Annotated in this window: 17 protein-coding genes and 1 pseudogene; 11 read left to right on the top strand and 7 right to left on the bottom strand. The window is 65.2% G+C overall.

Annotated elements, in window-relative coordinates; genetic code table 11:
- Positions 1-48 precede the first annotated feature (48 nt).
- On the bottom strand, positions 49-1,335 hold the full coding sequence (locus OG225_RS16480; protein WP_405182463.1) for an amidohydrolase family protein: 1,287 nt from the start codon (positions 1,333-1,335) through the stop codon (positions 49-51).
- 171 nt (positions 1,336-1,506) lie between these two features.
- Between OG225_RS16480 and OG225_RS16475 the strand changes: the two genes are divergently transcribed.
- The 8 genes from OG225_RS16475 (at position 1,507) to OG225_RS16440 (ending at position 10,665) form a co-directional block, all read left to right on the top strand.
- On the top strand, positions 1,507-2,322 hold the full coding sequence (locus tag OG225_RS16475) for a CbbQ/NirQ/NorQ/GpvN family protein (protein WP_405182462.1): 816 nt from the start codon (positions 1,507-1,509) through the stop codon (positions 2,320-2,322).
- A gap of 100 nt (positions 2,323-2,422) precedes the next feature.
- The gene (locus OG225_RS16470) at positions 2,423-3,541 is read left to right on the top strand and encodes an ABC transporter substrate-binding protein (RefSeq protein ID WP_405182461.1); all 1,119 of its coding nucleotides are present in this window, start codon (positions 2,423-2,425) and stop codon (positions 3,539-3,541) included.
- Positions 3,538-4,683, top strand: coding sequence for a spirocyclase AveC family protein (locus OG225_RS16465; protein ID WP_405182460.1), 1,146 nt, complete (start codon positions 3,538-3,540; stop codon positions 4,681-4,683). The genes OG225_RS16470 and OG225_RS16465 overlap by 4 nt, the downstream gene beginning before the upstream one ends.
- The gene (locus OG225_RS16460; RefSeq protein WP_405182459.1) at positions 4,680-5,756 is read left to right on the top strand and encodes an SDR family oxidoreductase; all 1,077 of its coding nucleotides are present in this window, start codon (positions 4,680-4,682) and stop codon (positions 5,754-5,756) included. Before OG225_RS16465 ends, OG225_RS16460 begins: the two co-directional genes overlap by 4 nt.
- On the top strand, positions 5,749-7,233 hold the full coding sequence (locus OG225_RS16455) for an aldehyde dehydrogenase family protein (RefSeq protein ID WP_405182458.1): 1,485 nt from the start codon (positions 5,749-5,751) through the stop codon (positions 7,231-7,233). Before OG225_RS16460 ends, OG225_RS16455 begins: the two co-directional genes overlap by 8 nt.
- Before the next feature lie 11 nt (positions 7,234-7,244).
- Positions 7,245-8,471, top strand: coding sequence for a cytochrome P450 (locus OG225_RS16450; protein WP_405182457.1), 1,227 nt, complete (start codon positions 7,245-7,247; stop codon positions 8,469-8,471).
- Positions 8,468-9,370, top strand: coding sequence for an SDR family NAD(P)-dependent oxidoreductase (locus tag OG225_RS16445; protein WP_405182456.1), 903 nt, complete (start codon positions 8,468-8,470; stop codon positions 9,368-9,370). Before OG225_RS16450 ends, OG225_RS16445 begins: the two co-directional genes overlap by 4 nt.
- A gap of 35 nt (positions 9,371-9,405) precedes the next feature.
- Entirely contained in the window at positions 9,406-10,665 is a 1,260-nt protein-coding gene (locus tag OG225_RS16440; protein WP_405182455.1) for a cytochrome P450, read from the top strand.
- Here the strand turns inward: OG225_RS16440 and OG225_RS16435 are convergent.
- Positions 10,662-11,726 carry an IS630 family transposase gene (locus OG225_RS16435; protein ID WP_405180616.1) on the bottom strand — a complete coding sequence of 355 codons (1,065 nt, stop codon included), beginning with the start codon at positions 11,724-11,726 and terminating at the stop codon, positions 10,662-10,664. The genes OG225_RS16440 and OG225_RS16435 overlap by 4 nt on opposite strands.
- A 67-nt stretch (positions 11,727-11,793) precedes the next feature.
- Between OG225_RS16435 and OG225_RS16430 the strand changes: the two genes are divergently transcribed.
- Positions 11,794-13,536 carry a nitric oxide reductase activation protein NorD gene (locus tag OG225_RS16430; protein WP_405182454.1) on the top strand — a complete coding sequence of 581 codons (1,743 nt, stop codon included), beginning with the start codon at positions 11,794-11,796 and terminating at the stop codon, positions 13,534-13,536.
- An 84-nt stretch (positions 13,537-13,620) separates the two neighbouring features.
- Positions 13,621-13,863, top strand: coding sequence for a hypothetical protein (locus OG225_RS16425; RefSeq protein ID WP_405182453.1), 243 nt, complete (start codon positions 13,621-13,623; stop codon positions 13,861-13,863).
- Here the strand turns inward: OG225_RS16425 and OG225_RS16420 are convergent.
- The 3 genes from OG225_RS16420 to OG225_RS16410 form a co-directional block, all read right to left on the bottom strand.
- Positions 13,860-14,924 carry an IS630 family transposase gene (locus tag OG225_RS16420; RefSeq protein WP_405182452.1) on the bottom strand — a complete coding sequence of 355 codons (1,065 nt, stop codon included), beginning with the start codon at positions 14,922-14,924 and terminating at the stop codon, positions 13,860-13,862. The two genes, OG225_RS16425 and OG225_RS16420, sit on opposite strands and share 4 nt — an antisense overlap.
- Before the next feature lie 222 nt (positions 14,925-15,146).
- Positions 15,147-15,590: a hypothetical protein gene (locus OG225_RS16415; protein WP_405182451.1), complete on the bottom strand. Its 444-nt coding sequence runs from the start codon at positions 15,588-15,590 to the stop codon at positions 15,147-15,149.
- Positions 15,591-15,930: 340 nt separating this feature from the next.
- On the bottom strand, positions 15,931-16,749 hold the full coding sequence (locus OG225_RS16410; RefSeq protein ID WP_405182450.1) for an enoyl-CoA hydratase/isomerase family protein: 819 nt from the start codon (positions 16,747-16,749) through the stop codon (positions 15,931-15,933).
- A gap of 508 nt (positions 16,750-17,257) precedes the next feature.
- Between OG225_RS16410 and OG225_RS16405 the strand changes: the two are divergent.
- Positions 17,258-17,482, top strand: a pseudogene (locus tag OG225_RS16405) (thiolase C-terminal domain-containing protein); the annotation flags it as partial.
- An 18-nt stretch (positions 17,483-17,500) separates the two neighbouring features.
- On the opposite strand, the gene OG225_RS16400 reads toward OG225_RS16405, so the two are convergent.
- Positions 17,501-18,187, bottom strand: a complete 687-nt coding sequence (locus OG225_RS16400; RefSeq protein ID WP_405182449.1) for a hypothetical protein — start codon at positions 18,185-18,187, stop codon at positions 17,501-17,503.
- Positions 18,188-18,239: 52 nt separating this feature from the next.
- Complete coding sequence (locus OG225_RS16395) at positions 18,240-19,643, bottom strand: condensation domain-containing protein (protein WP_405182448.1); 1,404 nt, start codon at positions 19,641-19,643, stop codon at positions 18,240-18,242.
- Positions 19,644-19,649 lie beyond the last annotated feature (6 nt).

Raw genomic sequence — 19,649 nt, 5'->3', positions numbered from 1 at the left:
GGACGAGAGGCGATCGAAACCGTGCCGACTCGGCGGCACGATTCGAGATTACGACGAGGTCGGCAACTTGGCAGCGAGGTCGAGCACCGTGACGGTATCGGTTCCGGTCTTACGCAGCCGTTCCGACGAGCGGAAGCCGAGGTCCACGTCCTTCGCGAGGGCGCGTAGCGCGCCGACGTTCGCCTGGTCCTCGGAAATGTGTCGGAACGGGTCGAAGGAGAAGAGACGCAACGCGTTCTGGTGGGTTATCCGATCGATATCGTGATCGGATACTCCCCGGAAATGGTCGGCCAGCCCCTCCGGGGCCAATGGCCATGTCGAGTCCGAGTGCGGATAATCGCATTCCCAGGTGACCATGTCGAGGTTGAGTTTATCCCGGCTCTCGATACCGAAACCGTCAGCGATGAAACAGGTGACGATACGTTCGAGAAAGACCTCACTGGGCAGTTTGCCTTTGAAATCCTGGTGCGTCCACGCGCGGTGCATGGTGTAGACGCGGTCGATTCGTTCGAGGAAGTACGGAATCCATCCGATCCCGCCCTCGCTGAGGGCGAAGGTGAGGTCGGGGAATTTCCGTAACACCGGTGACCACACCAGATCGGCCGCGGCCTGCACGATACTCATCGGCTGCAACGTGATCATCGTGTCGACGGGAGCGTCCAGCGACGTGATCACGACCTGTGACGACGAACCGATATGCAGGCAGACGACGGTGGCGGTATCGCTACATGCCTGCCAGAACGGATCCCAGTGCGGATCGTGCAACGAGGGGTAGTCGAGTCTCGCGGGATTCTCGGAAAAGGTGACGGAGTGGCAACCCTTCCTCGCGACCCGCCGGACTTCCTCTGCCATCAACTGTGGATCCCAGATCGGCGGGAGCGAGATGGGAATCATTCGTCCCGGGTAGGTGCCCGCCCATTCGTCGATATGCCAGTCGTTGTAGGCGCGCAGCACCGCGAGGCCGAGCTCCTTGTCCTTCGCACGAGCGAAATACTGGCCACAGAATTGCGGATAGGACGGGAAGTTCATCGCGGCGAGCACCCCGTTGGCGTTCATGTCGCGGATTCGCTCGTGGATGTCGTAGCAGCCCTCGCGTATCTCACTGAGCTTGGTCGGCTCGGCGCCGTACTCGTCGGGGGGCCGTCCGGCGACGGCGTTCAGTCCGACATTGGTGGCTACCTGCCCTTCGAAGACCCACGCTTCGGTTCCGTCGGCGCGTTGAATCAGCTTCGGGACGTCGTCCTTGTATTTGGCGGGGATGTGATGCTCGAACATGTCCGGCGGTTCGACGAGGTGATCGTCCACCGAGACCAGGATGAAATCGTTCATGTCCATGAGGCGCGCTCCTTCGCGTGCGGCAGTTCGAATCCCGTGCGGGTGTGAGAACTTCACATGATTCGTGTCCGGAGATTGACTTGATGTCCCGCCCGACCTTACGTTGGAACAGAAATTTGGTCAATCGGCGCGGAAGCGGGCGGACATGTTCGACCACGAGGTGACTCGACGATGAGCACGATGATCGAGCAGGGAAGACGGAGTCGACCGTTCTACGTGCCGGTCTCGACGGAGGTCGCCGTCTTCGAGGCGGCCTACCGGCAGGGGCTGTCCATCGTGCTCAAGGGGCCGACGGGATGCGGCAAGACCCGCTTCGTCGAGGCCATGGCGCATGATCTGGACCGGCCGCTGATCACGGTGTCCTGTCACGACGATCTGACGACCGCCGACCTGGTGGGGCGATACCTGCTTCGCGGCGGCGAGACCGAATGGGTCGACGGTCCGCTGACCCGGGCCGTTCGCGAAGGCGCGATCTGCTACCTGGACGAGGTGGTCGAGGCTCGTCAGGACACGACGGTAGTCCTGCATCCGCTCGCCGATCATCGTCGTCAGCTGCCGATCGAGCGCCTCGGTGTCACGGTGGACGCGGCCCCGGGTTTCGGTCTCGTCGTGTCCTACAACCCGGGCTATCAGAGCGTCTTGAAAGATCTGAAGGACTCGACCCGCCAGCGCATGGTCGCGATCGAATTCGGCTATCCGGCAGCGCATGTGGAAGAGGGCATCGTCGTGGCGGAAGCGGGGCTCTCGGCAGCGTACGCCGCGGATCTGGTCAGGCTGGCGCAGGCGATACGGCGGCTGGAGACCGGTGGCCTGCGCGAGGTCGCCTCCACCCGGGTGCTGATCGCGGCAGCGCGATTGACGGCGGATGGTCTGCCGCCGCGGGTGGCCGCGCGCGCGGCCATCGCGGGCCCGTTGACCGACGACCCGGTGGTGTCGCGGGGGCTGGTCGAGATGGTCGATACCTATCTCCCGGAATTCCTCGCCTGAAAGGTGATTGACGGGTCAGGAGACCTGTCGCTACAGTCTGAACAAATCTTAGGTCGGCTCGCGTGCTCGATGCCGCGAGTGAGAATCATCGGAAGGCGCCATGTCCTACGAAAGCGCAGCACAACCGATCAAAATTGGCTATCTCATGGACTTTCGGCTGCCCGAGAGTTACCCGCAGGAGATGCTGGACGACTTCACGCTCCCGTTCGAATTGGTCTTCGACGAGGCCCTCGCGGCGGGCGAGATCGACCGGCCGGTCCATATCGTCTACAAAGAAGTCGAAGGATTGCCGAAGGGCTCGGTCAAGGCGGTGATCGACGGATTCGCCGAACTCGTGGACGAGGGCTGCCTCGCGGTTTTCGGGCCCAACATCACCGACAACTGCGTCGCGGTGAAGGAAGCCGTCGAGCAGCGGTTCCGAGTGCCCGCGATCTCGGTCACCGGAACCGACGACTGGCTGGGGGAGTGGACCTTCGCGTTCCCACAGGGATCCATGACCGACGAGCCCATCTTCTGGGCGGATCTACTGGCGAAACAGGGCTATTCGACGGTCGGACTCCTGGTCGAACAATCGCTGATCGGCCGCAGTTACCAACAGAACTTTCATCGGGCGGCTGCCGCGAAAGGTATCCGGGTCGTGGCCGAGGCTTCGATCGCGCAGACCGCGCAGGACATCGGCGAGGCCGTGCGGGTTCTGCACAAGGCCGAGCCCGAGGCCATCATCCACTGCGGCTTCGGATTCGGCATCGTATTCATCAACCCCGCGCTCCAGGAGCTCGGCTGGGATCCGCCCAGGTACACCAGCACGGCTTTCCAGAATGCCTGGGTCAATCCGGTGATGTGGAAGGCGTTCACCGGCTGGATCGGGGTCGATCAATACGACGAGTCCAATACCGTCGGCCAGGCGTACCTCGATCGCTTCGAGAAGCGCTACGGGCGTCGGCCGCAGTATGTCCTGCCGATGGTCAATCACGATGTCGCGCAGACTCTTCTGCGCGCCTTCATCGACGCGCGGCCGCTGAGCCCGCGCGGAGTCAAAGAGGCGCTCGAACGAGTCAAGATGCTGCCCGCCGCCTCCGGTGCGCCCGGCACCCGGGTGTCGCTGGGCAAGTGGACCAGGCGGGCCTGGATGGGGGCGGGTTACCTCGTCGCCCGTCGGCTCGACACCGACGGGGTCAACTCGCACCTCGTCGATCGCTTCGGAGAGGACCGGTCATGACCGTGGGCGAGACCGTCTCGCAGGAACCCCCGGGCAGGCGGGCCGCCGGCGTCGCCGCGGCGAAGAAGAACTACCTGGGGTGGGGCCTGCTCGCGCTGGCGATCCTCGTGGTCGGGCTGGTCGGGCTGGTCGCGGCGAACGCGCGCCGCGGCGCGGTGTCGGACCGCATCCGAAATCCCGAGGTGACCGGGGCGCCCTGGCCGGTGGAGCCGCTGTTCGGGTTCGATCACTGGATCGCCGTGATCCATATCGGGACGCTGGTCGCGGTACTGCTGGTGATCGCGATATGGGTACGCATGTTCCGCCGCAATCCGCGTGATCCCGTCCTGATCATGGGTTTCATGACGACCATGATCGTCTGGCAGGACCCGATCATGAACTGGGCTCCCTTCGCCGTCTACAACCCGGAACTGTGGCATTGGCCCGAGGATTGGCCGCTGGTGTCGCTGTCGCCGACGGTCGAGCCGTTCGTCGTCATCGGCTACGTGATGTTCTACCTGGGCCCCTATTTCCCGGCGATCAGGATTCTGCGCAAGTTGCAGGCCAACCGTTCTCCGGACGCTTTCGTCTGGAGACATCCGCTGATCAGCCTCGCCCTAGTGATCTTGCCCATCGGGTTCGTGTTCGACATGATCCTGGAGGTCTCGCTGGTCCGCACCGGCATGTACATCTACTCGCAGGTGATCCCGTTCGGATCCCTGTTCGCGGGTTCTGCCTTCCAGTTCCCACTGCTGTGGGAGTCGCTGTCGGTGACCTTCGTGATGATCCCCGCGGGGGTGCTGATCTTCCGAGACGACACCGGACGGACCGTGGCGGAGAAACTCGCGCAACGGGCCAAGATATTCGCCGGTCGGCCCTTCGTCGGCATGGTGATCGTGATGTTCGTGACCATGAACGTGTCTTATTTCGTCTACGGCGGATGGTTCGCGGTCATCAAGTGGACTCGCGCCGCCACGTCGGTGGCCTGCCCGTGGCCGTATCCGGAAGCCAAAGTGTATGACCCCCAGGGTTTCTACGAGCAGAACGGCGCCGAGGGGCCGTATTCGGTCGGGATCTGGTCGGAGTGGATGAGCGCACAACCCGACGGCAGGCCCGACGTCGAGGCGCCGGCCGACGGCGGACGATGCGGGGTGCCCGAATGAGCGAGTCACGAAGTGTCGTCATCACGGGCGCCTCGCGCGGGCTCGGACTCGCGTCGGCGAAATATCTGTATCACCGCGGCTGGCGCGTGGTCGCCGCGGTGCGGTCGATGGACAAGGGAATGGCCGCGCTGCGCGAGGCCACCGGTGCCGCCGAGGACGACCCCCGCCTACTCGGGGTGCGGTTGGACCTGTGCGACCCGGACTCGGTCGCCGCGGCCGCCCTCGCGATCGGAGAGCTGGTCGGCGTGCCGGACGCGGTGGTGCACAACGCGGGTATCGCCGCCGCGGGAGCGGTCGAGGAAACGCCGATGGAGCTGTGGCAGACGATGTTCGCGACACACCTGTTCGGTCCGGTCGCGTTGACCAAGGATCTGCTTCCCGGGATGCGCGAGGCCGGGCGCGGGCGCATCGTCCTGATCTCGAGCGCGGGCGGCGTTCGAGGCATGCCGGTGATCGCGGCCTATTCCGCCGCCAAGGGCGCACTGGAGCGCTGGGGAGAGTCGCTCGCGGGCGAGGTAGCGCCGTACGGACTGGGGGTCACCGTCCTCGTCACCGGTGTCTTCGATACCGAGATCATCACCGACGACGGAACAACGAGCTTCCGCGACTTCGAGGGCCCGTACGGGCAGCACCACCGAACCATCGACAAGCGCGGCCGCGCGGCGATGAGAATCGCCAGTCCTCCCGAGAAGTTCGCGGTACGGCTGGGCCGCGCGCTCGACGGGAAAGCGCCGTATACCCGCCGGTCGGTCGGGTTCGACGCCACGGCACTGCTCGCGTCGAACCGGTTCCTGCCGACGAAGGCGATGCATCAGATCGTCCGGGTCGCGATGGGGTTGCCCGGGTACAAGAGCATGCGCCCGCCGACGCCGCGGCTCGGTCCGACAGCACGCACCTCGATCTTGCTGGCGAAGGTGCTTTCGGCACCGACGATGCAGCGGATCGGCTTGTTCCTCATGAAGATTCGTCCACCGACCCCACCCCCCGTCGATTCCGCCGCGGCCCTCGAGGAAGCCTCGAAATCGCCGGTGCGGGACAGCGATCGCGGCCAGGAGAACCCGAACCATGACTGACACAACGACATCCCGGTCGGAGTCGAGGATGCTGATCGACGGCAGACTGGTGGAGGGCGGTGCCGGGACCTTCGCGAATATCAACCCGGCGACCGAGGAAGTCATCGGGGAAGTGAGCGATGGCTCCGTGGCCGATATGCGCCGTGCGATCGGTGCGGCCCGCAACGCCTTCGATGACACCCGGTGGTCACAGGATCACGCATTTCGGCAACGGTGCCTGCTGCAACTGCACGACGCGGTGGTGGCCGAGAAGCAACAGTTGCGCGAGGAACTGATCCTGGAGGCCGGTTGTCCTCGAGCGATCACCTACGGCCCGCAGCTCGACGCACCACTCGCCGAGGGATTCATTTATCCGGCGAAACTCATCGATACCTACGCGTGGGAGACCGATCTCGGTGACGCGTTCGTGCCGCTGACCGGCGTGCGGACGACACGAAAAGTGCTGCGCGAACCCGTGGGTGTCGTCGGCGCGCTCACCCCGTGGAACTTTCCCTTCGAGATCACCGTCCACAAACTGGGACAGGCCCTGGCCACCGGCAATACGGTCGTCCTCAAGCCCGCCCCCGACACCCCGTTCACTGCCACCAGGCTCGGGCGTCTGATCGCCGAGCAGACCGATATTCCGGCCGGTGTGGTCAATGTCGTGACAGCGTCGGACCACCTGGTCGGTGAGGAGCTCACCCTCTCGCCCGAGGTCGACCTGATCTCGTTCACCGGTTCCACCGCGGTCGGGCGCCGGATCATGGAAAGAGGCGCCGCGACGATGAAGCGGCTGTTCCTCGAACTCGGAGGCAAGTCGGCCACGATCGTCTGCGACGACGCGGATCTGAACTTCGCGTGCGCCATCGGGATCGCGCCGTGCATGCACGCGGGCCAGGGCTGCGCCAACCCCACGCGGATGTTGCTGCCGCGCTCCCGATACGACGAGGGAGTCGCGTTGTTGAAGGCGATGTACGACAACATCGCCCCGGGCGACCCGCAGGATCCGTCGACGCTGTGCGGTCCGGTCATCTCGGCCCGGCAGCGCGACCGGGTACTCGGATACATCCAGCAGGGCATCGATGAAGGAGCCACCCTGCTCTCCGGAGGCAAGGAACAGCCACGCGGATTCGACCGTGGATTCTGGGTCAAGCCCACCCTGTTCGTCGACGTCGACAATTCGATGACGATCGCCCAGGAGGAGATCTTCGGTCCCGTCCTGTCGGTGATCCCCTACGACGATGACGACGACGCGGTCCGTATCGCCAACGACAGTCGCTACGGCCTGGCGGGCAACGTCATGGCCGGTTCGCTCGATCGCGCGTTGTCACTGGGCCGCCGTCTGCGGGCCGGATTCATCGGTCTCAACGGCGCGGCCGGATACAGCGCCGACGTCCCCTTCGGCGGATACAAGGCCAGCGGTATCGGTCGTCAGAACGGCACGGCCGGATTTGACCAGTACACCGAGATCAAATCCGTCGCCTACCCGGCCTCGTAAAAGGAGTTCCCATGCAGTTGTTCGACGATCTGGAGGATTTCGGGTCCTTCGACGACGTGGTGTCCGGAGATGTTCGCGACCCCTACACCGAGTTGGCGCGCCTGCGCCGCGAGGAGCCGGTTCAGCGCATCGAGTTGTCCACGATGCCGGGGGACGACACCAAACCCTTCTTCATCGCCTACCGGTTCGAAGACGTTCAGCGGATGCTGCGCGATAATCGGACGTTCTCCTCGGCGATCATCATCCAGGCCTTCGGCGACGTCCTCGGTCGTCACGTGATGCTCGGTATGGACGAACCCGAACACGGACGCCATCGGGCGCTGGTGTCACGGGCCTTCGCGCAGAAGGCGCTCGCGAAATGGGAGGACTCCCTCGTCGGTGGGGTCGGCAACGAATTGATCGATCGGTTCGCGAGCAAGGGCAGCGCCGATCTGGTCACCGACTTCACTTTCCCGTATCCGACCCAGATCATCGCCGGACTGCTCGGCCTGCCCCGCAAGGACTATCCGCAGTTCCAGCGGTGGTCGATCTCGCTGCTGAGTTTCACCATCAATCCCGAGCGGGGCAAAGCCGCATCCCTCGCCCTCGAGGAGTACTTCGCCCCGATTCTCGCGGCCAGGCGCGTGGAACCCCAGGATGATCTGATCAGCAGACTCGCTGTCGCCGAGATCGATGGCGAGCATCTGAGCGACGACGAGATCTTCTCCTTCCTGCGACTGTTGTTGCCGGCCGGCGTCGAAACCACCTACCGAGCCCTGGGAAACCTGTTGTTCGGCTTGTTCAGCAATCCCGAACAGCTCGAGGCCGTTCGCGCCGACCGGTCGCTGATTCCGCAGGCGATCGAGGAAGCGGTGCGATGGGAGCCGCCGCTGCTCACGATCACGCGTATCGCGACCAAGGACACCGAACTCGGTGGCGTCGCGATACCCGAAGGTTCCTCGGTCATGCCGATGTTGGGAGCGGCCAACCGACAGGAAGATCGCTACGAGGATCCCGATACTTTCGATATCTTCCGGCCGGCGCGTCCCAATGTCGGCTGGGGCTACGGAACCCACGTATGCCTCGGCATGCATCTGGCACGGCTGGAAATGCGCGTCGCGATCAATCTACTGCTCGACCGGTTGCCGAATCTGCGGCTCGACCCCGACGGCAAAGATCCGCACATCCGCGGACAGGTGTTCCGGTCACCGACCTCGCTGCCGGTGCTGTTCGATGCCGATCCGGGGGTGCGGCCGTGACCGAGGAACTGCGTTTCGACGGGCGGGTCGCGATCGTCACCGGAGCGGGAAGGGGTGTCGGCAGGAGCCACGCGCTGCTCCTCGCGGCCAGGGGCGCCCACGTCGTCGTAGCCGATTACGGTGTCCGACTGAATGGTTCGGGTTCGTCGAGCGAACCCGCGGCGGCCGTCGTCGCGGAGATCCGAGCCGCGGGCGGACAGGCGGTCGCGTGTTTCGCTTCCGTGGCGGACGAGGAAGGGGCGCGGTCGGTCGTCGACACCGCGATCGACGCGTTCGGTCGGGTCGACATCGTCGTCAACAACGCGGGGATCTCGGATCCCGACGATTTCGAAGCGCTGACGGTGGCGCAGTTCCGCGCGATGGTCGATGTCCACTATTTCGGCAGCCTGTTCGTCACCCGGGCCGCGTGGCCGCAACTTCGTCGGGCCGGATACGGCCGGGTCGTGAATACCGTGTCCGAGGCGATGCTCGGCAATATCCCCGAGATGACCAGTTACGGCGCCGCCAAGGGCGCGGTATGGGGGCTCACGCGCAGTCTGGCGACCGAGGCGGCCGGTTCCGGGATACGGGTCAACGCGGTCGCGCCGCGGGCGTTCACCCGTATGTCGGACGCCCAGGCGGCGAAGATCGCCGATTCCCGCGGGCTGACTCCCGAGATGATGGACCAGATCAACGCGGCGATGCCACCGGACATGGTCGCGCCCGCGGCCGCCTTTCTCGCCCACGAGATCTGCGAACTCAACGGCGAGGTGTTACGAGCCGGGCTGGGAGGTGTGGCGCGCATCGCGATCGTGGCCTCGCAGGGTATCTACAAGACGCCGCTGACGGCCGAAGACATCGCCGAGAACCTCGCCGAGATCATGGACACTCGCGACAGCGCCGCTGTCGAGATCGCCTGATCCGAATCGAAACACGCTATTGCTGAGGAGGATTCGTGCCCGAATTCGAGTCGGTCGACTATTTCACCGACCAGAGCTTGATCCCCGATCCCTATCCCTACTTCGACTATCTGCGCGATCGGTGTCCGGTACTTCCGGACGGCCCGGCCGGCGTCATCGCGATCACGGGGCACCAGGAAGCGCTCGCGGTATACCGCGACCCGGCCATGTCCTCGGCCAATGCCGTTGTCGGCCCATTCGCGCCGCTGCCCTTCACACCCGAGGGCGACGACATCAGTGACCTGCTCGAGCAGCATCGAGGTTCCATCCCGATGGCGGAGCATGTGGTCACGATGGACGCCGACCAGCATTGGCGGACCCGTGCGCTGTTGAGCAGCCTGCTGACGCCGAAACGGTTGCGAGAGAACGAAGATTTCATGCTCGCGCTCGCCGACCGGCAACTCGACTCGTTCCTCGCGGCGGGTCGTGTCGAGTTCATGTCCGGTTACGCCAAGCCGTTCTCGACTCTCGTCATCGCGGACCTGCTCGGCGTGCCGAGCGAGGATCACGAGGAATTCCGCCGCGCGCTGTCGGATCAGATCGCCGGTCGGCTGGACGGGGAACTGGCATTCAACCCGTTGGAATGGCTCGAGCAGAAATTCACCGACTACATCACCACTCGGCGTGAGACACCCCGGTCGGATGTACTCACCCAGTTGGCGCTGGCGCAGTACCCGGACGGGTCGAAACCGGAGGTCGACGAAGTCGTGAAACTCGCGACATTTCTTTTCGCCGCGGGACAGGAGACGACGACAAAGCTTCTGAGCGCGGGGATTCGTAATCTCGCCGAACAATCGGACCTCCAGACGCGGATACGGACCGACCGAAAATTGATTCCCTCGTTCCTCGAGGAAACACTGCGGTTGGAGAGCCCGGTCAAGAGCCACTTCCGGCTGGCCCGGACGACGACATCGGTCGGCGACTGCCCGATCTCCGCGGGGGCCACGATCATGTTGCTGCCCGGTGCGAGCAACCGCGATCCGCGGAAGTTCCCGAATCCGAACGACTTCCAGGTCGATCGGCGCAACGTCCGCGAACATGTGGCATTCGGACGAGGCGCGCACACCTGCCCCGGTGCCCCGCTGGCGCGGACCGAGGGACGGATCTCGATGAATCGCATTCTCGACCGGATGGCGAACATCCGAATCGACGAGACCCGGCACGGCGTAGCGGAGAATCGCACCTACCAGTACGAACCCACCTTCGTGATGCGCGGATTGTCGGAGTTGCACATCGAATTCGATTCCGCGTCCTAGTGGGCCGTATTTGAAGTTCTTCGGCGGTCAGCCTTCGCCAGGATCTGCTCGGCGGTCTTGGTCCAGACGAAGGGCTTCGCTCGCGGGTTCCAGCCGTTGATGAACTCGCGGATCTTGGTAGTCAGCTCGCGGACGTTGCGGAAGGTCCCGCGGTGGATGGCTTGGCGTTCGATGATGCCGAACCAGACTTCGACCAGGTTCATCCACGACGCCGAGGTCGGGGTGAAATGCACTCGGATACGCGGGTTCTCGGCGAGCCAGGCCCGGACCTCAGCCTTCTTGTGGGCGGCGTAGTTGTCCATCACCAGGTGCAGCTCACCGGCCGGATAGGCGCGGGCCACGTGACGCAGGAAAGCAAGAAACTCCTGGTGGCGGTGCCTGGGTTTACACACCCCGGTGACCTTGCCTGTAGCGATCTCCAGCGCCGCGAACAGGGTCGTGGTGCCGTTGCGGACGTAGTCGTGGGTTTGCCGTTGCGGGATCCCGATCTGCATCGGCAACGTCGGCGCAGTCCGGTCCAGGGCTTGGATCTGGGATTTCTCGTCGACGCAGAGCACGATCGCGTTCTCTGGCGGGTTCATGTAGAGCCCGACGATGTCGGTGACCTTGCCGGCGAGTTCTGGATCGGTGGAGAACTTGAACGTCTCGGCTCGCCACGGTTGGACCCCGTACTCGCTCCACACCTTCGACACGGTCCCGTGCGCGATACCCAGATGGTCGGCCAGAAGACGCGAACTCCAGTGCGTGACACCGTATTTGCGCGGAGGTGGGGTCAACGTGGTGGTGATCAGTTTGTCCCGGTCCAGAGTCCGTGGCCGTCCTGACCGGTGCTCGTCGTGCAACCCGTCGATCCCATGGGTCTGGTAGCGGGATCGCCAGTTGATCACGGTCTGGCGCGAGATATCGAACCGGCGAGCGATCTCGGCATGGGCCACACCATCGGCGGCCAGAGTGATGATCCGGGCTCGTAGGACGAGTCCGGACTTCATCGTCGTCGACCGGATCCAGGCTTGCAGGATCTCTCGGTCACCATCACGCAACACCAGCGGGGCAGCTCGCACCAGCCGATTCAACCAGATCGAGTACTGCCCAACAACTTCGAAAATCGACCCACTAGCCGCCGACGTCATGGAATACGACGTCTCCACCAACGACCCGAGCCGGCTCGAGATGCTCGCCTCCGCGATCGCGGGCCGCACGCTGCGGGTGGCACGGCTGGCGCCGGGGGAACCCGCCTGGACCGATGGCGTCACGCTGTTTCTCGACGGGGCCGCAGACCCCCGTCGTGACCTCGAAGCACTGTCGGTTCAGGCGTCGTTGCTCGCCTGCGGAAGTCTGGACCCCGCTGTCGTGCGCAAACTCGGTCGGCGCCCGAAATCGGCGGCCCGGTATCTCGCGATCGAAGGGCATCGTGCTCTGCTCGGCAACGAGGTGCTGTTGCCGCCATCGATCATCGAAATGGCAGATCGAGGATTGGCGCGGTCGGTCGATTCACCGGAGGCATCGCTGTCGGCCGCTGCCGGGCGTGAATCGCCGCGCGATCCGCCGGAGTGTTTCGGGGTGATCCGGCCACACGAATTGGTCGTCGCCGTCGAGAGCGACCGGCGTTCCGGGACCGCGGCCGCGCACGCTCCCCGGCGAAAGTCGCCGCCGGAATTGGTGGACATCCCCGATGAATCCGCTGACGGCGACGAGACGGACGGGTTCACGAGCCCGATCGGTGGTGGCGGTGCGCTCGGGCGCCTGTTCCAGCGGATGTTCGGGGTCGCCCGTCGCGCCGGTGGCAACGGGCAACCCGGAGCCGATTCGGCCACCCACCGAATGCGGGGCGGCATCACGGGCGGCGGCACCGTCCTGTCGGCCGCGACCGCCGACAGTTCGGATCCGAGTCACGATGACGTGGCCGCGGGCGTCAGCTATCCGGAATGGGATGTGCATCGGGGCCGCTATCGTCCGGCGTGGTGCACCGTGCGAGAGGTCGCGGCGACAACCGAATCAGCGGAGTCGGTGTTCCGATCGAACGGCGGGCAGCTACGACGCCCGCTGTCCCGGCTCGGACTCGGACTCGGCCGGTATCACCGACAGCCGCGGGGTGACGACCTGGACCTGGACGCGGTCGTCGCGGCCCGCGTCGAGGTGATCGCGGGGTCGACACCCGACGAGTCGGTCTATCTCGACAGTCTGCGGCGCCGTCGAGATCTCGCGGTGTTGCTGTTGCTCGACATATCCGGTTCGGTCGCGGAAGCGGGATCGAACGGACAGACGATTCACGAGCAGCAACGCACCGTGGCCGGGGAACTGGCTGTCGCACTACACGAACTCGGTGATCGGGTGGCGCTGTACGCCTTTCGGTCGCAGGGGCGCGCGGCGGTGCAGCTACTGCCCGTCAAGAGATTCGACGAGGGGCTCGACACCACGACGATGCGACGACTGAGCGGATTGACTCCCGGTTCCTACTCGAGACTGGGCGCGGCGATTCGGCACGGCACTTCGATCCTGCGCACCGGCGGCGGCACGCCTCGGCGGCTCCTGGTCGTCCTGTCCGATGGCTTGGCCTACGACCACGGGTACGAGCGCGCCTACGGCACAGCCGACTCGAGGCGCGCGCTCGCCGAAGCACGCCGGGAGGGGATCGGTGCCGTGTGCCTGACGGTCGGCGCGCGGACAGCCGACGACGAGCTCCGCCGCGTGTTCGGAAGCGCCGCACACGCGCGTATCGCGAATCCCGACCACGCCGAGGGCATCATCGGACCGCTGTTCCGATCGGCCCTTCGGCACACGAACGCACGCCGCGGAGTTGCCCGCTCCGCGATGCCGGACAATGCCGAGATCGCGATTCCCGAATCGATGAGATCACGGGGTGCGACGTGAACGCGCGCGGCGGGGGAGTCGATTCGTCGACGTCCGTCGCGTCGTGTCGTCGGAGAACCTCGGGCGACCCATGAGCGTGGATGGATGCTGATGACTCGGTCGGACCGGGACCTCATGATCTCCGGGAACCCCGCCTCGGCGTTGCTCCGCTATTCCGCCGTCATCTCCCGGCAGATAGTCGAACACCTCGTCCGGCATGTCGCCCCCCGCCGTGCCCTGGGCGGTGACGTCCTCGATGGAGAGGTCGTCGCGGTGACCGGAGTCTGCTTGGGCATCGCCGCCGCCATGCTCGACGGTGAGGGTAGCCCCCGGAATCCGAGCAGCTAGTGGGCCGTATTTGAAGTTCTTCGGCGGTCAGCCTTCGCCAGGATCTGCTCGGCGGTCTTGGTCCAGACGAAGGGCTTCGCTCGCGGGTTCCAGCCGTTGATGAACTCGCGGATCTTGGTAGTCAGCTCGCGGACGTTGCGGAAGGTCCCGCGGTGGATGGCTTGGCGTTCGATGATGCCGAACCAGACTTCGACCAGGTTCATCCACGACGCCGAGGTCGGGGTGAAATGCACTCGGATACGCGGGTTCTCGGCGAGCCAGGCCCGGACCTCAGCCTTCTTGTGGGCGGCGTAGTTGTCCATCACCAGGTGCAGCTCACCGGCCGGATAGGCGTGGGCCACGTGACGCAGGAAAGCAAGAAACTCCTGGTGGCGGTGCCTGGGTTTACACACCCCGGTGACCTTGCCTGTAGCGATCTCCAGCGCCGCGAACAGGGTCGTGGTGCCGTTGCGGACGTAGTCGTGGGTTTGCCGTTGCGGGATCCCGATCTGCATCGGCAACGTCGGCGCAGTCCGGTCCAGGGCTTGGATCTGGGATTTCTCGTCGACGCAGAGCACGATCGCGTTCTCTGGCGGGTTCATGTAGAGCCCGACGATGTCGGTGACCTTGCCGGCGAGTTCTGGATCGGTGGAGAACTTGAACGTCTCGGCTCGCCACGGTTGGACCCCGTACTCGCTCCACACCTTCGACACGGTCCCGTGCGCGATACCCAGATGGTCGGCCAGAAGACGCGAACTCCAGTGCGTGACACCGTATTTGCGCGGAGGTGGGGTCAACGTGGTGGTGATCAGTTTGTCCCGGTCCAGAGTCCGTGGCCGTCCTGACCGGTGCTCGTCGTGCAACCCGTCGATCCCATGGGTCTGGTAGCGGGATCGCCAGTTGATCACGGTCTGGCGCGAGATATCGAACCGGCGAGCGATCTCGGCATGGGCCACACCATCGGCGGCCAGAGTGATGATCCGGGCTCGTAGGACGAGTCCGGACTTCATCGTCGTCGACCGGATCCAGGCTTGCAGGATCTCTCGGTCACCATCACGCAACACCAGCGGGGCAGCTCGCACCAGCCGATTCAACCAGATCGAGTACTGCCCAACAACTTCGAAATCGACCCACTAGAGCTGGCGGCGGCGGAGTGGGCACGCGAGGGGGTACCGATCGAGGCCGGTCACCGCGCGGATTCGCGGACCGGAAAGTAGCGCCGTCGGTGGGAAGGCGACGCGGCCGATCACACGCGATCACACCCGGCCCGGCTGCGACGCCGGGCCGGGTGCTGCGGTCACTTCCTACTCGAAATCCGTCATCGACTTTCCGACATCGGCCAGTGTCAGGGGCGCGCCGTAATCCTTGGTGAATCGGTAGCGTTCGACGTTGCACCGGTAGAGCCCTTTGTCCGGGCCGAAGTCGGCGGGAACCCATCCGTCGGGAGTCGCGCGTTCGATATTGAAACAGGAGATGGGAACCTCGCGGTTTCCCAGATCCACCGGTGCGTGCAGTCCGCCCGCCGTCCAGGATGTCTCCGCCCGCGCGGCTTCGTAGACGCAGCGCCGGGTCAATTCGTCGCCGCAACGGGTCGCCGATTCGGCGAACAACAGCCAGGACGATATCGCGCGTAATTGCGGGAAGGTCATCTCCGCGCCGGGCGCGTACTCGGCGAGCATCGCCTCGATCTGACGCAGCGCCGGGACCGTACTCGATTTCTCGAAGGGCGCGACGCCACCCAGATCCACCACGTTGTTCTGGAATTCGAGAGAACGGCCCAGATTCTTCAGGAAGGATTGCGTGTAATTGTTGTTGGTGGCGTCGATCCAAGAAGCAGGTTCGCGGTCTGGTCTTCAACGGCGAGCCCGCGCAGCTGCCGAAACTCGAGGAGGCGCTGACCGCGATCGGGTACCGTCCGGAAGGTCACCGAATTCGCTGGGTACCGACGCGCCGGAAGACTTACCCGCCGGAGGGTCTTCGGTGCCCGCTACGTCGCGACCACAGCCGACGAAAAGCAGCAACGAGGCTGCCAGCAAGGTGACCGAAATATGAATGGATCTCATGGTTGTTCCACTTCCTGATGGACGGTCAGCGGCCCTGCCACACCGGCTTGCGTTTCTCGATGAATGCCCGCGCGCCCGCGCGCGCGTCTTCGCTGTGGAATACGGCTTTCTGCCAGTAGCCGAGGCGCTCGGTGGCCTCGGCGGCATCGGTCACCGCGAGCCGGACCAACTCCTTGCACGCCGTCAATGCCAGCGGGGCGTTGTCCGCGACCTGTCGTGCCAGCGACAGTGCCGTGGAGAGCACGTCCCGCGGTGGCACGACGGAATTGATCAGTCCCACCTCGTACCCGCGCTGCGCGGTGATCGGATTCCCGGTCAGGGGCATCTCCAACGCGATGCCGAGTGGCAAACGGGTGCTTATGAAAGTTCCACCGGAAGCGGGAAAGAGTCCGCGTTTGGCCTCGGGAAAGCCGAATTTCGCCGTGGCGGACGCGACGATGAGATCGGCGCCGAGCAAGAGTTCGAGGCCGCCACCGACCGCGGTGCCGTTGGCCGCGACGACCGGCACGGAGAGTTCGCCGCGGACCGGGCGTTGGTAGGCGGCGCCTTCCTCGCTTGCGGTATCGAATCGCGTACCGTCGGTGAACGATCGCAGATCCATGCCCGCGCAGAAGGCCTGATCTCCGGCCCCGGTGAGCACCAACACCTGGATCTCGGGATCGGTCTCGGCCGCTGCGCCGATGTCGCGCGGCATGGACGTCGTCAACGCGTTCCTGGCGTCGGGCCGATGGAGTTCGATGACCGAGACCGGGCCGTGTCGGTGTATCGCGAGTTCCTCGGCGGCGCTCATCGATGGCTGATCGGACGGGGCGGGACCGGGTGGTTTCGCGGAATTTCGCGTCATGTCGGCTCCTTCGCGTTTCTGTCTCGGTTGTCTCGGTGTCGCCGGATGGATTCCCCGGCACGGAGTTCGCTCGGCGTGCCGACCCGGGGCCTCGCGTGTACTCGCCGGATCCCGCGTGATCGCCGAAGACGCGCCGCATCGTCGGTCAGTGGTGACGGCGTCCGTTGCCACGGGTGAAATGAACAGTGCGACAACCTATCCGGTGTATCGGCTGCGACGGTGGTCCGATCGGTGACGGGCTGGACCCGAACCGGTGGCGGGCGACCGATCGGTGTCCGGGCGGGCGGGCGATAGAGCGGATGGCAGGTGACCAACGCCTTGACGCAGTTGTAGCCGATCGCTACCGTTCACGGAACGAATATTAGGTCATGTTCGAGGAGGTTACACGTCGAACGTGGGTGTGGGAATAGGGTCCGCAGACGACACCCACGCTCCGACGAGGGGTTTCGGCAGGCCCTCGGACGTGCCTCGGTGTGGGCGCGAAAGGCCGTGACGATCGATGAGAAATGATGGCGGGCGCGCGATCGCCAGGGACGGCGTGCTCCCGGTGAACACGCACGGCGGTCAACTGTCCCACGGTCGAACGAAGGGGATGGGTCTCGTCCACGAGGCCGTGAGCCAGCTTCGCGGCCAGGCGGGTGCTCGTCGGATCGCCGGAGCACGTGTCGGGGTCGTGAGCAGTGGTGGCCTCACACCCAGCGGCGTCCTGCTGCTGCGCGGCGACGGGTTGTGACGGGCAGGGTAGGCGTCCTCAGGTCACCAGCTCCATGAGTCCGCGGGGGTCCCACGGCATCGGACCGGTCGGGAATTCGAATCGCACCATCCGATGCGGTGGGGCCGCCTCGATGTGCACTACGGCCGGGGGAAGGAAACCGCTGAGCATCTTCTCGAGGATGGAGTTCAGACCGGCCAGCCGGGGGCGCAGCCGGAGCTGCCAGCTGTCGAAGGTGCCTGCCGGTACGTCGACCACGGTGCGGTGTTCGACCTTCGCGTTCAGCGGGATGTGTATCGAGAAGGCGAGCCACAGGGGGATGTCCACTTCGCCGCCTTCGATGAACTCCAGTCCACGCAGCAGGGTCAGGCCGCCCGCGAGCGGCATGAGATCGGTGGGGAAGGGCGCGACCCCGTCACCGATCTGTAGATGACTGGTCCCGAGGAAATTCGCTTCCTCGCGGCTGACTGTCTCGGTGCCGGACCGGGTTTCGGCGCGATAGTCGGCGGCAAGGAGACGGTCGCCCGCCCGCTGGAATCGCTGCTCCACCATGATCGTGAAGTCACCGTCGGCCGAACCGGCCCGGATGATCGAACGGTAGCCTTCGCTGTCGCGGCCGGTCACGCTGACCAGGTCGATCGTCGGTGACCGGTCCGAGACGCCGACGGTGTAGACGCATTTCTCTCCGTCGGGAATCCCGGGGTCACGAAAGACGCTGTCGATCATCGCTGTTCCCTGCCCTGCCGGGGATCATCATGTGGTCCTCCGCGAGGAATTCTCATCGGCCCTGCTCCCGTGCCGCCGCGTGGAACACCCGGCGTAGCCGCTCGACGTATCGTTCGACGGATCGGTGCGCCACCGGGGTGTCCGGGTAGATGACGCTCAGCGTGGTCTCGGTCGCCAATCGGTTGATCCAGATCAGAACCTGTTCCGACGCCGCGCGATTGGCGTAGAGCCCGCACGAGGCCATGTCGAAGAACTCGTTGCCGAGCATTTCTCGCGCGTCCACGTAGGAGATCATCGGGCAGGACCAGCCGGGTCTCAGGTCCAGATCGGAATCGGCGGGCAGCAATTCGACGACGCGCTGGAACGAGGTGGGCGCGAGCCGCAGCCCGTTCTCGTAGGAGTGCTGCGCGAGGGTGACGACCCGATCGAAGGAGGGGGTGGACCCGAGCGGGAACGCCACCGGCAGCAGCGTCACGTACCAGCCGACCGAGGCGCGCTCGGCGGCGGTGGCCCGGGTACTGACCGGTGTCATGCCGAAGTAGTAGTCGCTGTCGAGGAGTTCCTGTTCGGTCAGGGCAGCCGCCGCGAAGATGCCGCCGACGAACTCCGCGCCGTTCGCACGGCAGCGCCGCTCGAAATTCGACGCGGTCTGCTCGTCGAACAGCGTCACCGTGCGGTGCGCGCTGCGGTTGTAGACGTCGGTGCGCCTGCCCAGATCCAGGGGGAACGACGGGAGTCGGCCCTCGTTGCCTCGGAGCAGTTCCAGCCACTTGCGTACGCCGGGCGAGGTGAGCGACATCTGCTCGGTATAGGTCCGCTCGACGGTGCAGTAGTCGAGATAGCTGGCCGCGGGGGACAGCATGTCGGGTGCGTCCGGCCAGATCTCGCGGGTGTAGAGCACGGCGAGATCGAAGCCGGACAGGTACTGTCCGAACCCGTCGGTGTGCAGGTGATCGACCGCGAGGTAGACCGTGGTCGAATCCTCGCGCTCGATCGTCCCGAAGGTGAAACAGTCCCAGTCGAACGGGCCGGGCGTCGTCTTCTGCACGTGATCGCGGACGGTGCGCGGATCGTCCACCCGCCCGCAGTCGACCGGCACGAATTCCACGTCGGCTTCGGGCACCAGGTGCCGTTCGATGGCACCCTCCGCTCCGGTGCGGAACCAGGTGCGAAAGGTGTCGTGCCGCAGAAGGAACGCGTTGACCGCGCGGGTCATCGCGTCCCGGTTCAGGTCACCGGTCGGGATCTCGGCGGTGACCAGGCACAGGCCCGAGTATCGGAATTCCGCCGCCGCGTGGCGGCTCGCCAGACGCAGGTACTGCTCCTGCTGATGCGAAGGCGGGGCCGGGTGGACCGGCGCCAGCCGGGCGCGCGCCACCGATTCCGGTGACGCCACCCAACTGGTCAACCGGCCGGGGGCCGGTTCCCATTCGTCGATCAGACCGAAATCGACCATGGTGCA

It is taken from the genome of Nocardia sp. NBC_01377, from assembly GCF_045040005.1.
GTDB classification, from domain to species: Bacteria; Actinomycetota; Actinomycetes; order Mycobacteriales; family Mycobacteriaceae; genus Nocardia; species Nocardia noduli.
This window is presented reverse-complemented; position numbering and strand designations above follow the sequence as displayed.

What these genes read in the sequence shown, in the direction of transcription:
- OG225_RS16480 (WP_405182463.1), bottom strand. Translation starts at nt 1,335, where the DNA reads ATGGACATGAACGATTTCATCCTGGTCTCGGTGGACGATCACCTCGTC.
- OG225_RS16475 (WP_405182462.1), top strand. Translation starts at nt 1,507, where the DNA reads ATGAGCACGATGATCGAGCAGGGAAGACGGAGTCGACCGTTCTACGTG.
- OG225_RS16470 (WP_405182461.1), top strand. Translation starts at nt 2,423, where the DNA reads ATGTCCTACGAAAGCGCAGCACAACCGATCAAAATTGGCTATCTCATG.
- OG225_RS16465 (WP_405182460.1), top strand. Translation starts at nt 3,538, where the DNA reads ATGACCGTGGGCGAGACCGTCTCGCAGGAACCCCCGGGCAGGCGGGCC.
- OG225_RS16460 (WP_405182459.1), top strand. Translation starts at nt 4,680, where the DNA reads ATGAGCGAGTCACGAAGTGTCGTCATCACGGGCGCCTCGCGCGGGCTC.
- OG225_RS16455 (WP_405182458.1), top strand. Translation starts at nt 5,749, where the DNA reads ATGACTGACACAACGACATCCCGGTCGGAGTCGAGGATGCTGATCGAC.
- OG225_RS16450 (WP_405182457.1), top strand. Translation starts at nt 7,245, where the DNA reads ATGCAGTTGTTCGACGATCTGGAGGATTTCGGGTCCTTCGACGACGTG.
- OG225_RS16430 (WP_405182454.1), top strand. Translation starts at nt 11,794, where the DNA reads ATGGAATACGACGTCTCCACCAACGACCCGAGCCGGCTCGAGATGCTC.
- OG225_RS16425 (WP_405182453.1), top strand. Translation starts at nt 13,621, where the DNA reads ATGCTGATGACTCGGTCGGACCGGGACCTCATGATCTCCGGGAACCCC.
- OG225_RS16410 (WP_405182450.1), bottom strand. Translation starts at nt 16,749, where the DNA reads ATGACGCGAAATTCCGCGAAACCACCCGGTCCCGCCCCGTCCGATCAG.
- OG225_RS16400 (WP_405182449.1), bottom strand. Translation starts at nt 18,187, where the DNA reads ATGATCGACAGCGTCTTTCGTGACCCCGGGATTCCCGACGGAGAGAAA.
- OG225_RS16395 (WP_405182448.1), bottom strand. Translation starts at nt 19,643, where the DNA reads ATGGTCGATTTCGGTCTGATCGACGAATGGGAACCGGCCCCCGGCCGG.